Below are 12771 nucleotides of genomic sequence, written 5' to 3'. Positions count from 1 at the left end.
CCGCCTGATTTTCCGTTCTTGCCGACACTGCCGTTTCCGTTGGGGCGTTCCCCGGCGGCCGAAGGCGCCTCCCCATCCTGCAGGTTCTGCAGGTGACCGCCGGGGAACGCTGGTTACTGCTCCGCACCGTACATGTCGAAGTCGAAATACCTGTCGTTGATTTTCTTGTAAGTGCCGTTGGCGCGGATCGCCTGCAGCGCGGTGTTGAAGGCGTTCAGCAGCGCGGTATCCTCTTTGCGCACTCCGATGCCGTCGCCGACGCCGAAGTATTTGCTGTCGTTCAGTTCGGCGCCGATAAAGGCGAAATCTTTGCCGCCGGGCGTTTTGAAGAACTCGCTGGCGCTGACGCTGGCCAGCAGCGACGCATCCAGACGGCCGTTGGCCAGATCTTCGTTCACCTCCTGCTGGCTTTGGTAGGCGACCACGTTAACGCCGGCCGGGCGCCACAGCGCGTTGGCATAGGCCTCCTGGCTGGAGCCTTGCTGCACGCCGACCGATTTGCCCTTCAGCGAGGCGGCGGTAGGCTGCAGGTTGCTGCCCTTATGCGCCACCAGCCGCGCCGGGGCGTTGGAGACTTTGCTGGAGAAGGCGATCTGCTGCTGGCGCTGCGGCGTGATGGTCATCGACGAGGCGATGGCGTCGAATTTCTTCGCCTGCAGGCCGGGGATCATGCCGTCCCAGCTGCTTTCCACCCACACGCATTTGGCCTGCATCTGGTCGCACAGCGCCTGGGCGATATCGACGCCGAAGCCGGTCAGCTTGCCCTGCGGGTTTTTATATTCCAGCGGCGGAAAGGTGGGATCGATGCCCAGCTTGATCACCTTGCCGCTGAATTCGCCGCTCAGCGCGGGAAAGCTCGCGGCCAGCGGCAGCAGCAACAACAGCCCTTTGATGGTTTTCATGTCATTTCCTCAGCGTTGGCGATTAAACAGTGGGGCAAGCCAAAAAGCGCTCGACCAATTTGACCCAGTAGGTGGCGCCTACCGACAGGTTGTCGTCATTGAAGTCATAGCCGGGGTTGTGCAGGGAATTGCCCGGCGTGGCGGGGCCGTTGCCGATCGAGATGTAGCTGCCTGGGCACTTCTCCAGCATAAAGGCGAAATCTTCGCTGGCGGTGAACGGCCGCAGCGTGGGGATAACCTGGCTCTCTCCGGCCCAGTCCAGCGCCACCGCGCGCGCCAGTTCGGTTTCTGCCGGGTGGTTCACCAGCACCGGGTAGCCGTGCCGGTAGTCGATCTCCGCGCGGGCGCCGAAGCTGGCGGCCTGCGCCGTGACCAGCTCGGTGATGCGCTGTTCCAGCCGCGCGCGCACCACCGCCGTCAGCGCGCGCACGCTGAGCGTCAGGGTGGCGGTCGCCGGGATTACGTTGGCGGCCTGGCCGGCCTGCATCGCTCCCACGGTGACGATCGCCGTTTCCTGCGGATCGATATTGCGCGCCACGATGGTTTGCAGGCTCATGACGATGGCCGCGCAGGCCACCACCGGATCGACGGTGCTCTGCGGCACTGCGCCGTGGCCGCCGTGGCCGTGCAGGGTGATGTGCACCGTATCGGCCGAGCACATCAAGGGGCCGCTGGCGAAGCCCAGGTGGCCGGTGGGGAAGCCGGGCACGTTGTGCATGGCGAACACCGCGTCGCAGGGGAAGCGCTCAAACAGGCCGTCTTCAATCATCACTCTGGCGCCGCCGCCGCCTTCTTCCGCCGGCTGAAAGATCAGGTGCAGCGTGCCGCTGAAGTTGGGCTGCCGCGCCAGACAGCGCGCCGCCGCCAGCAGCATGGCGGTGTGCCCGTCGTGGCCGCAGGCGTGCATCACCCCAGCATGGGTGCTGGCGTGCGGCAAGCCGGTGGTTTCGGCGATCGGCAGGGCGTCCATGTCGGCGCGGATGCCGAGCGATTTTCCCGGCCCGCGCTGCAATGTGGCGACAACGCCGGTTTGTCCTACGCCGCGCGTGACGCGGTAACCCCACTCCTCCAGACGCTGCGCCACCAGATCTGACGTCGCGAACTCCTTAAATCCCAGCTCCGGGTGGGCGTGAATGTGGCGGCGAAGCGCGACCATCTCATCATGAACGGCGGCGATCTCAGGCAGTACGAGTGAAGGGCTCATCACGGTCTCCGGCAAAGGGTCCCGGCCAACGGGCGGGGAATGGGGCAGAGGGGTAGGCATCGAGACTAGCAAACTCCGTTTTTGCCGGGTAGCCGCCGTTCAGTTATGCTGACAACCTATGATTGTCAGGAGGTGAACATGAAACTGCACCAACTGCAGGCGCTGGTGGCCAGCGCCGACAGCGGCAGCATTCGCGCGGCGGCGCGGCATCTGGGGCTGTCGCAGGCGGCGGTGACCCGCGCGCTGCGCGAACTGGAGCAGGAACAGGCGCTGCCGCTGCTGATCCGCACGCCGACCGGGCTGGGCTTTACTCCCTACGGCAAAACCTTGCTGGCGCACGCCCGGCTGGTGCTGAACCAGCTGGAGCAGGCGCAGGGCGAAATGGCGGCGCTGCGCGGGCGCACGGCGGATCTGGTCAAGGCGGCGTTCACCCCCTGGCTGATGCTGACGGTGCTGCCGTCGGCGGTGATGGCGTTTCGCAGCAAGATGCCGGCGGTGCGGCTGGAGCTGTCGGAAAGCCTGATGGCCAACGCCCAGTCGCAGCTGCGCGAGGGCACGATGGATTTTGCCATCACGCCGCTGCCGGCGTCGTCGGCGCCGCAGGAGTTCCACTGCGAGCCGCTGCTGGAGTATGAAACGGCGTACATGGTGCGGCGCGGCCACCCGCTGGCGCACAGTACCTCGCTGCATCAGCTGCTGGAACAGGATTGGGTGATGAGCTATACCCCGGAAAGTTTCGATGCGCTGTTCGACGAGGTGTTTCTCCGCCACGGCGTGCGCCTGCCGCGCCAGCGCATTATCCAGGCGCATTCGTTCGGCATGCTGCAGGCGCTGGTGGAGTTCGCCGAAATGTGTACCTGCTGTCCGCAGCCGATTGCCGCGCTGCCGCAGTTCGCCTCTCGCCTGCAGCCGCTGGCGCTGCGGGAGAGCTGCCGGCCGGTGCAGCTGAATATCGTCACTCGGCGCAACAGCATTCTGAGCGCCGCTGCCCATGCGTTTATCGACACGCTGGTGCGCACCCTGCGCCAGCAGGCGCGATCGTCGCGGCCGGAAGATCGCCAGATCTACGATCGCGTGCGCCTGCTGATTTAGCGGATCCCCCCGGATCGACGATCCCGTAAATGGGATCGCGATCCGCATTTGTAGCATTTTTAGCCGCAATGTTAACGATATGTGATTTCGCTCAAATAATTATTTTTGCAGCTTTGGTTATATGTTGCTCTATGTTCACGTTGTCATTTTTGGTTTTCTGGGTGTTTGATGATTAATCTATTGAAATTTATCACTTTATAACGTTTGTTGTTTTTTGTTGGATAAAAATGACAACGTCAACATTAAGAAAATTCAAGCGTTTAACAAGTGTATTGGAGGAAGATATGAGCCAGTTGCCGGAAAAAATGCGCGCGGTCGTTTGCCACGGCCCGCAGGACTATCGTTTCGAACAGGTGCCCACGCCGTTGCCGAAGGCGCGCGAGCTGGTGATCAAGGTGGAAGGCTGCGGCATCTGCGCCGGCGACTGCAAGTGCAAGAACGGCGCGCAGATGTTTTGGGGGGAGAACCCGTGGGTCAAACCGCCGGTGGTGCCGGGCCACGAGTTCTACGGCCGCATCGCCGCGCTGGGCGAGGGCGCGGAAGGCAAATACCAGCTCGGCGAGCGGGTGATCGCCGAGCAGATCGTGCCGTGCTGGGAGTGCCGCTACTGCAAATCCGGCAGTTACTGGATGTGTGAGACGCATAACATTTACGGTTTCCAAAAAGACGTGGCGGAGGGCGGCATGGCGGAGTACATGCGCTTTTCCGAGAACGCCATCGTGCACAAGATCCCGGAAAGCCTGAACCATGAAGACGCGGTATTGATTGAGCCGATGGCCTGCGCCATTCACACCGTGGCGCGCGGCGACATCCAGCTGGACGATGTGGTGGTGCTGGCCGGCGCCGGGCCGCTCGGGCTGTGCATGGTGCAGGTGGCGCGCCTGAAGACGCCGAAGAAACTGATCGTGATCGACGCCATCGACGAGCGGCTGGCGCTGGCGAAGGAGTTCGGCGCCGACGTGGTGATCAACCCGCTGAAGGAAGACGCCGACCAGATCGTCAAATCGCTGACCGGCGGTTACGGCTGCGACGTGTATATCGAGGCCACCGGCGCGCCGATCGGCGTCACCCAGGGGCTGCAGATGATCCGCAAGCTGGGCCGCTTCGTGGAGTTCAGCGTGTTCGGCAAGGAAACCACCGTCGATTGGTCGATCATCGGCGATCGCAAAGAGCTGGACATTCGCGGCGCGCACCTGGCGCCCTACAGCTACGAAATCGCCATCGATCTGTTCGAGCGCGGGCTGGTGACCTCCAATGGCGTGGTTACCCACAGCTATTCATTGAACGACTGGGACGAAGCCTTCGCCCTGGCGGACTCGACCGACTCCATCAAGGTGATCCTGGTTCCCTGACCCTCCCGCTGTACCGTTGTTGCAGTCACGATCGCCGGCCCGCTCGCAATGGGGGGCCGGCCGGTCGGCCAAACGTAAAGACATGCTGTTGCTCTGATAACCACAACAAGAAGCTTCCCTACAGGAGAATTGGCTATGTTTTCATTATTCAAAAAGACCCTGCCTTTTATCGTCGCCGGTGGAATGTTGGCGGCCAGCCATGGGGCGCTGGCCAAGCAAATCACTATCGGTATGTCGTTCCAGGAAATGAACAACGACTACTTCGTCACCATGAAGCAGGCGCTGGATCAGGCGGCGGCGGATATCGGCGCCAAGGTGTACGTGGCCGATGCGCGCCATGACGTCGCCAAACAGATCGGCGACGTGGAAGACATGCTGCAGAAGAAGGTGGACATCCTGCTGATCAACCCGACCGATTCGGTGGGGGTGCAGTCGGCGGTGATCTCCGCTCATAAGGCCGGCGCGGTGGTGGTGGCGATCGACGCCCAGGCGGAAGGGCCGCTGGATTCGTTCGTCGGCTCGGAAAACTACGACGCCGGCTTCCAGGCGGGCGAGTACCTGGCGAAAGCGCTGGGCGGCAAAGGCAAGGTGGCGATCCTCGACGGCATCCCGGTGGTGCCGATCCTGGAGCGCGTGCGCGGCTTTGAAGCGGCGATGAAGAAATACCCCGACATCAAGATCGTCACCAAGCAAAACGGCAAGCAGGAGCGTGACACCGCGCTGACCGTGACCGAAAACATGCTGCAGTCGGCGCCGGATCTGGCGGGCATCTTCAGCGTCAACGACGTCGGTGCGCTCGGCGCCCTGGCGGCGATCGAAAGCAACGGCGCCAAGGTCAAGCTGGTGAGTGTAGACGGCCAGCCGGAAGCCATCAAAGAGATCCTCAAGCCGAACTCGCCGTTTATCGCCACCTCGGCGCAGTTCCCGCGCGACCAGCTGCGCATCGCGCTCGGCATTGCGCTGGCCCGCTACTGGGGCGCCACGGTGCCGAAAACCGTGCCGGTGAAAGTGAAGCTGATCGACCGCAGCAATGCGGCCGGCTTTAGCTGGTAACAGCGGCCAGGTTCGCCCCGCTGCGGCGGGGTGTTCGGCGCGGAGGGCAATGCGGTGACACCTTTACTGGAACTGAAGCGAATAAAGAAGAGCTTTCCCGGCGTGAAGGCGCTGGACGGCATCGATCTGGCCATTCAACGCGGCGAAGTGCACGCCCTGCTGGGCGAAAACGGCGCCGGCAAATCGACGCTGGTGAAAATCATGTGCGGCATCTATCAGCCGGACGAGGGCGATATTTTTATCGACGGCGAGCAGCGCCGCTTTAACAACTATCGCCAGGCGATCGAGGCCGGCGTCGGCATTATTTTTCAGGAATTTTCGTTGATTCCCTACATGAGCGCCATCGACAACATCTTCCTCAACCGGGAGATCAGGAACCGCTGGGGCCTGCTGGATCGGCGGGCGATGCGGCGCAAGGCCGAGGCGATCTTCAAGCGGCTGACGGTGGCTATCGATCTCGATTGCCCGGTGGAGCAGCTGAGCGTGGCGCAGCAGCAGTTCGTTGAGATCGCCAAGGCGCTGTCGCTGGAGGCGCGGGTGCTGGTGCTGGATGAGCCGACCGCCACGCTGACGCCGGGCGAGGCCGAGCACCTGTTCAGCGTGATGAACGATCTGCGGCTGCTGGGCGTCGGCATGGTGTTTATCTCGCACCACCTGGACGAGATCTTCACCATCTGCGATCGCATCACCGTGCTGCGCGACGGTGCCTACATCGAAACGCTGGCCACCGGCGACACCAACGTGGAAGAGCTGGTGCGGCTGATGGTCGGGCGCAAAATCGAGAACGCCTTCCCGGTGAAACAGCACCCGGTCGATACCGCGACGGTACTGTTGGAGGCGGAGATCCAGCGCGAGAAGCACGGCGCGACCGACCGCTTCCACCTGCACAAGGGCGAGATCCTCGGCTTCGCCGGGCTGGTGGGATCCGGGCGCACCGAGACCGTCTCGGCGCTGATCGGCGCCAGCCGCTGCCACCGCAAACGCGTCAGCCTCGGCGGCCAACCGGCGGCGCTGCGCTCCCCGGCGCAGGCGCTGGCGCAGGGCATCGGCCTGCTGCCGGAGAGCCGCAAAACCGAGGGCCTGGTGCTGCCGTTCTCGGTGGCGCAGAACATCACTCTCAACCGGCACCACCGGCGCGGCAAGATCTTCGTCAGCGCCCGCAAGGATCGCGACGTGGTGCAGCGGCTGATCCGCGCCGTGGGGGTGAAAACCCCGGACGCCGAGACCGCCGTCAGCACCCTGAGCGGCGGCAACCAGCAGAAGGTGGTGATCGCCCGCTGGCTCAACAACGACTGCAACATCCTGATCTTCGACGAGCCGACGCGCGGCATCGACGTGGGCGCCAAGGCCGAGATCTACCAACTGATGCAGCAACTGACCCAGCAGGGCATCTCCATCATCATGATTTCCTCCGAACTGCCGGAGATCATCGGCGTGTGTGACCGCGTACTGGTGTTTCGCGGCGGCCACATCGTCGCCGAGCTGACCGGCGACGACATCGAATCCAACCACATCATGCTTCACGCGACCGGGAGTGCCTTATGATCGGAATTGAACAACCCGCCGTGGCGCGCCGCGCCGCCGGCCCCAGCCTCGGCAAGCGCTGGGAAAAACTGCTGCATCACCCGGCGGTCTTGCCGTTTATCGGCTTCGCTGTCCTGTTCGTATTGATGAGCCTGCTGAACGACAGCTTCCTCAGCGTCAACAACCTGACCAACGTGGCGCGCCAGGTGTCTATCAATGCCATCATCGCGGTGGGCATGACCTGCGCCATCCTGACCGGCGGCATCGATCTCTCGGTGGGGCCGGTGATGGCGCTGGCCGGCTCGGTCGCCGCCGGGCTGATGCTGGCGGCGGTGCCGATCCCGCTGGCGATGGTGGCGGCGCTGGCGGTCGGCGCGCTGTTCGGCCTGGCCAACGGCGCCTGCATCGCCTACCTGCGCATGCCGCCGATCATCGTCACCCTGGCGTCGATGGGCATCGCCCGCGGCCTGGCGCTGCTCTATACCGGCGGCTACCCGATCTCCGGCCTGCCCGACGTCTTCTCCTTCTTCGGCCGCGGCACGGTGCTGGGCATCCAGGTGCCGATCCTGATCATGCTCGGCGTGTACGTGCTGGCCTGGCTGATGCTCAACCAGCTGCCGTTCGGCCGCTACGTCTACGCGATGGGCGGCAACGAAGAGGCGGCGCGGCTGAGCGGCATCCGCGTGCCGCGCTACAAGATGCTGGTGTACGTGATCAGCGGCCTGACCGCCGCGCTGGCCGGGCTGGTGCTGACCTCGCGTCTGATGAGCGGGCAGCCCAACGCCGGCGAAGGCTTCGAGCTGGACGCCATCGCCGCGGTGGTGCTGGGCGGGGCGGCGATCTCCGGCGGGCGCGGCGCCATCGTCGGCACGCTGGTGGGGGCGATGATGCTCGGGGTGCTCAACAACGGCCTCAATCTGATGAACGTGTCGCCGTATATCCAGAACGTGGTGAAGGGCGGCATCATTCTGGCCGCCATCTACCTCAGCTCCGTGCGGCGCAAATAGGGGGCGCGATGGCAGTCTTTCTTGGGATAGACGTCGGCGGCACGGTGATCAAGGCCGGGCTGTACCGGGCAAGCGGCGAAGAGCTGGCAGTCGCCGAGCGCGACGGCGCGGCGATTGCCGCCCAGCCGGGCTTCAGCGAACGCAATATGGACGCGCTGTGGGATGACGTTTGCGCAGCGATCCGCCAGACGCTGCACGCGGCGGGGCTGGATGCCGGGCAGGTGCGCGGCGTCAGCTTCTCGGCGCACGGCAAAGGGCTGTACGCCATCGACCGCCACGGCAAGCCGGTCGGCAACGGCATCCTCTCTTCGGACAACCGCGCGGCGGCCACGGCGGCTGAGCTGCGCCGCACCGGCGTGGGCGCGCAGACCTACCCGCGCAGCCTGCAGCCGCTGTGGCCCAGCCACCCGGCGCTGCTGCTGCGCTGGCTGAAGCATGAGCAACCGGCGCAGTACGCCGCCGTCGATCGCATCCTGATGGCGCACGACTACCTGCGCTTTCGCCTCACCGGCGAGGCGGCGGCCGAGGTGACCAACATCTCCGGCAGCAACCTGTTTAACCAGCACAGCGGCGCTTACGATCCTGCGCTGATGGCGGCCTTCGGCATCGAAGAGGCGCAGGAGAAAACCGCGCCGGTGATCGGCTCGGCGCAGCTGGCCGGGCGGGTGACGGCCGCGGCGGCGGCGCAATGCGGCCTGCGCGCGGGCACCGCGGTGTACGGCGGCCTGTTCGACGTGGTGGGCGCGGCGCTCAGCTCCGGCGTGGCCGACGATCGCACGCTCAGCGCGGTGGCGGGCACCTGGTCGATCGCCACCTGCGTGACCGAGCGCATCATTCCCGCCGATTACCCCTACGCCTGGGGGCGCTACTGCATCGACGGCCGCTATTTCGTGCACGAAGGCAGCCCGACCTCGGCCGGCAATTTGGCCTGGTTCCTGCGCCAGTTTTGCGCCGACGACCGGCAGCGCTACGCCCAGTTCAACGCCTGGGTGGCCGAGCGCCGCGAGCAGCCCAGTGGGCTGCTGTTCCTGCCTTATCTGTACGGCTCCAACCTCGGCGGCAACACGCCGGGCGGGCTGATCGGCCTGAGCGCCCACCACGAGATGGCGGACGTGGTGCAGGCGATCTACCAGGGCATCGTGTTCTCGCACCTGATCCATCAGGAGCGCATGGTGCAGCTGAACCCGCGCATCGAGCGGGTGCGCATGACCGGCGGGCCGACGCAGTCCGAGGTGTGGATGCAGATGTACGCCGACGCCGGCAACCTGCCGCTCGAGGTGGTGGAAACGCGCCAGAGCGGCTGCCGCGCCGCCGCCCTGTGCGCCGCCGTCGGCGCCGGGGAGTACGCCGGGTTCGCCGAAGCGATCGCCGCCGCGCCGCCCAAGCTGCGCTGTTATTATCCCGCGACCGCCGCCCACCGGCGCCTGCGCGCCCAGCAGGCGCGCTATCTGGCGGTCGCCCAGGCTTTGAGTGAGGTGACTGATGCAAACGACTAACGCCGCCTGTCTGGGGCTGTATGAAAAGGCGCTGCCCGCCGATCTGAGCTGGCCGCAGCGGCTGGCCACCGCCGCCGAGCTGGGCTTTGAATTTGTGGAGATGTCGATCGACGAACAGCCGGCGCGCCAGCAGCGGCTGGATTGGGATCGCCGCCAGCGGCTGGCGTTTATCCAGGCGCGGCTCGACAGCGGGGTGACGGTGCCGAGCCTGTGCCTGTCGGCGCACCGGCGCGATCCGTTCGGCAGCGCCGACGCCGCCACCCGCGAAAGGGCGCAGGTGCTGATGAGCAAGGCGCTGGAACTGGCGACGGATCTCGGCATCCGCAACATCCAGCTGGCGGGCTACGACGTCTATTACGAACCGGCCGATCGCCACAGTCGCGAGCGCTTTATCGAGGGCATGCAGTGGGCGGCGGCGCAGGCCGCCAGGGCGCAGGTGATGCTGTCGGTGGAGGTGATGGACACGCCGTTCATCAACAGCATCAGCAAATGGCGCGACATCGCCCGCCACGTCAACAGCCCGTGGTTCACGGTGTATCCCGATCTCGGCAACCTCAGCGCCTGGGGCAACGACGTCGCCGCCGAGCTGGCGCTGGGCATCGGCAGCATCACCGCCGTGCACCTCAAAGACACCGTCGCGGTGGGGCCGAGCAGCGCCGGGCAGTTTCGCGACGTGCCGTTCGGCGAGGGCTGCGTGGATTTCGCCCACGCCTTTGCCGTGCTCAACGCGCTCGGCTATCGCGGCCCCTACCTGCTGGAGATGTGGGCGCGCGAAGACGGGCAGGACAAGCAACGCATTGCCCAGGCCAAGGCCTGGATCGAACAACAGATGATCGAGGGAGGCATCGCATGCTGAACGAACTCAAGCGGCAGGTGCTGGCCGCCAACCTCAGCCTGCCGGCATACGGGCTGGTGACCTTTACCTGGGGCAACGTCTCGGCGATCGACCGCCAGAGCGGGCTGGTGGTGATCAAGCCTTCGGGCATCGCCTACGAGGCGATGACGCTGGAGGATTTGGTGGTGGTGGATCTGGAGGGCAAGGTGCGCGAAGGGCACCGCAAACCCTCATCCGACACCGCCACTCACCTGGCGCTGTACTGCGCCTTCGCCGATATCGGCGGCGTGGTGCACACCCACAGCCGCAACGCCACCATCTGGGCGCAGGCCGGGCAGCCGATCCCGGCGCTGGGCACCACCCACGCCGACTACTTTTACGGCGACATTCCCTGCACCCGGCCGATGAGCGAGGCGGAGATCGCCGGTGACTACGAGGGGGAAACCGGCAAGGTGATCATCGAGACCTTCAATCAGGCGGGGCGCGATCCGCAGCAGGTGCCGGGAGTGCTGGTCTATTCCCACGGCCCGTTTGCCTGGGGCAAGGACGCGGCGGATGCGGTGCACAACGCGGTGGTGCTGGAAGAGGTGGCGATCATGGCGATGGCGACGCGCCAGCTTGCGCCGGCCATCGCCCCGATGCAGCCGGAGCTGCTGGACAAACATTTCCTGCGCAAGCACGGCAAACACGCCTACTACGGGCAATAGCGCCCGTCAGCGATTTAACAGCGAGCCGGTGAAGAACTCTCTGCGCACCGGCAACTCGCCGCGCGGGCTGTGAATGGCGCTGAACAGCAGCTCCGCGGCGATCTCCCCCAGTTTCTGCGTATCGTGATACACCCCCGGAATGTGCAGGCCGTAAGCGCCGGCGCGCGGCGGTTCGTCTATCGAGAAGAACTTCACCTGCTCATAAAGCCCCATCTCGTGGCAGATGGCGATGGCGCCCAGCGTGATGATGCCATTCAGACCGATGATGTAATCCGGGCGGTTCTCCGGCTGTGCCAGATAAGCGCGCACCTCGCTCTCTTGCGAGGTGAAATCATAGTCGCCGTTGATGATATGAATCTCACGGCCGCTGCCCTGCAAGGCCGCGACGATGCCGGCGGTGCGCGTTAAGGTAATTTCCGAATCCGCCGGGCCGCCGATAATCAGCAGCTTCTGCTCCGGCTGCTCCGCCAGATAACGCCCGGCCAGCACGCCAATCTCGCGGTTATCGAGGAACACGCCGCTCAGCTGCTGATCGTAGAGATCGCGGTCGATAAGGATCAGCGGCACGCCGTACACCTCGGCCAGCTCGAGATAGGCGGGGCGGTAGCGCTTGTCGTCACGCACCGCCGACAGCAGAATGCCGCGCGCCTTGTAGCCGAACAGCGCCTGAATGGCGCGCATTTCCGCCTCTTCGCTGCCGTCGGTATCGAACAGCATGATCTGGTAGCCCTGCTGGCGCGCAATGCGCGACACGGTCTTGATCAGGCCGGAATAGAACGGGTTGTACATGCTGCTGGTGACGATGCCGATAATCTGGCTGCTGCTGCTTTTCAGCCCCTGCGCGAACGCATTGGGCACATAGTTCAGCTCTTTGGCGATGGCGTGAATGCGCTCGCGGGTTTCCGGCTTGACCAGCTCGGGCTTATTGAAGGCGCGGGAAACGGTGATATTGGTCACCCTGGCGCGGCGGGCGATATCCACGATAGTGGCATTGGGATTGGCTTTCGACACCGTCTTTCCTTGCGTTATGCCTCAACAGATCCCTTATTGTAGGGAAAGGGCGGGGGCGGTGCTAGGGGGGAGTTGGGGGATGGGCTGGAGTGGGGGAGGAAAATAATAGAATGAAAGCAAGAATAATAATGTATCTGGCTTATTAATTGTGGGTTTAATCATTTTATGTGGTTGTATTTTGTTGGCGGAGAGTTTGGTAAGGTGTATCGCATGGTCGAGGTTAGGTGTTAATGGCTGCTTTGTGCCAAAAGCGGACATTGCTAGAAATAATGTTGCGCAGCGGAAAAACGCAATTATATATAATTGGGTTGGAAATTAACTGGTTTAAGTCCCTAAAGTATGCACGGTGCAAAATCGAGGCCTGGCGCATACTCTATACCCAGAGACGCCCTCATCCTGAGCAGGACTGGATGACCTCATCCGAATTTGCTGAAAAGCCTGCCGCAGGATATGCAGCCAACATATGGCCGGTTGTTCCTGATTATGACTAGTATATATTCGGATTCAGGATCATGAGCCAATATTGCTTATCACATATTTTATCGATGGACAATCAATTCAAAAGTTGATAATACTAATTTACATTTT

General features: G+C 63.8%; 12 protein-coding genes. 9 read left to right on the top strand and 3 right to left on the bottom strand.

All coding sequences use genetic code 11. The features are described from left to right. Positions 1 to 113: 113 nt before the first annotated feature. Complete coding sequence (locus ACJ8PI_RS12120; protein WP_049195324.1) at positions 114 to 902, bottom strand: ABC transporter substrate-binding protein; 789 nt, start codon at positions 900 to 902, stop codon at positions 114 to 116. A gap of 22 nt (positions 903 to 924) precedes the next feature. Next, the gene (locus ACJ8PI_RS12115) at positions 925 to 2106 is read right to left on the bottom strand and encodes a M20 aminoacylase family protein (RefSeq protein WP_164105232.1); all 1182 of its coding nucleotides are present in this window, start codon (positions 2104 to 2106) and stop codon (positions 925 to 927) included. A gap of 138 nt (positions 2107 to 2244) precedes the next feature. Here ACJ8PI_RS12115 and ACJ8PI_RS12110 point away from each other — a divergent pair, with 138 nt between their 5' ends. The 8 genes from ACJ8PI_RS12110 to araD all read left to right on the top strand — a co-directional run bounded on the left by ACJ8PI_RS12110 (position 2245) and on the right by araD (position 11172). Continuing rightward, positions 2245 to 3198: a LysR family transcriptional regulator gene (locus ACJ8PI_RS12110; protein ID WP_033655111.1), complete on the top strand. Its 954-nt coding sequence runs from the start codon at positions 2245 to 2247 to the stop codon at positions 3196 to 3198. 284 nt (positions 3199 to 3482) lie between these two features. Next, complete coding sequence (locus ACJ8PI_RS12105; RefSeq protein ID WP_033647981.1) at positions 3483 to 4550, top strand: zinc-binding dehydrogenase; 1068 nt, start codon at positions 3483 to 3485, stop codon at positions 4548 to 4550. A 135-nt stretch (positions 4551 to 4685) separates the two neighbouring features. Continuing rightward, positions 4686 to 5603: an ABC transporter substrate-binding protein gene (locus ACJ8PI_RS12100; protein ID WP_015378502.1), complete on the top strand. Its 918-nt coding sequence runs from the start codon at positions 4686 to 4688 to the stop codon at positions 5601 to 5603. Positions 5604 to 5657: 54 nt separating this feature from the next. Further along, positions 5658 to 7148 (top strand): sugar ABC transporter ATP-binding protein, encoded by a 1491-nt coding sequence (locus ACJ8PI_RS12095; protein ID WP_033655112.1) that lies wholly within the window; start codon positions 5658 to 5660, stop codon positions 7146 to 7148. Further along, on the top strand, positions 7145 to 8134 hold the full coding sequence (locus ACJ8PI_RS12090) for an ABC transporter permease (protein WP_038877882.1): 990 nt from the start codon (positions 7145 to 7147) through the stop codon (positions 8132 to 8134). The genes ACJ8PI_RS12095 and ACJ8PI_RS12090 overlap by 4 nt, the downstream gene beginning before the upstream one ends. An 8-nt stretch (positions 8135 to 8142) precedes the next feature. After that, on the top strand, positions 8143 to 9630 hold the full coding sequence (locus tag ACJ8PI_RS12085) for an FGGY-family carbohydrate kinase (RefSeq protein ID WP_103774188.1): 1488 nt from the start codon (positions 8143 to 8145) through the stop codon (positions 9628 to 9630). Beyond that, the gene (locus ACJ8PI_RS12080) at positions 9617 to 10486 is read left to right on the top strand and encodes an L-ribulose-5-phosphate 3-epimerase (RefSeq protein ID WP_164134539.1); all 870 of its coding nucleotides are present in this window, start codon (positions 9617 to 9619) and stop codon (positions 10484 to 10486) included. Before ACJ8PI_RS12085 ends, ACJ8PI_RS12080 begins: the two co-directional genes overlap by 14 nt. After that, a complete protein-coding gene (araD, locus tag ACJ8PI_RS12075) occupies positions 10480 to 11172 on the top strand; it encodes an L-ribulose-5-phosphate 4-epimerase (RefSeq protein ID WP_164134540.1) in 693 nt (230 codons plus the stop codon). The genes ACJ8PI_RS12080 and araD overlap by 7 nt, the downstream gene beginning before the upstream one ends. 6 nt (positions 11173 to 11178) lie before the next feature. Here araD and ACJ8PI_RS12070 read toward each other — a convergent pair whose 3' ends face one another. Next, positions 11179 to 12183 carry a LacI family DNA-binding transcriptional regulator gene (locus ACJ8PI_RS12070; RefSeq protein ID WP_043136352.1) on the bottom strand — a complete coding sequence of 335 codons (1005 nt, stop codon included), beginning with the start codon at positions 12181 to 12183 and terminating at the stop codon, positions 11179 to 11181. A gap of 230 nt (positions 12184 to 12413) precedes the next feature. Between ACJ8PI_RS12070 and ACJ8PI_RS12065 the strand changes: the two genes are divergently transcribed. Beyond that, entirely contained in the window at positions 12414 to 12674 is a 261-nt protein-coding gene (locus ACJ8PI_RS12065) for an integrase core domain-containing protein (RefSeq protein WP_133160390.1), read from the top strand. Positions 12675 to 12771: the final 97 nt, after the last annotated feature.

Origin of the sequence: Serratia sp. CY82433 (assembly GCF_052166535.1) — a bacterium.
GTDB classification, from domain to species: domain Bacteria; phylum Pseudomonadota; class Gammaproteobacteria; order Enterobacterales; family Enterobacteriaceae; genus Serratia; species Serratia sarumanii.
This window is presented reverse-complemented; position numbering and strand designations above follow the sequence as displayed.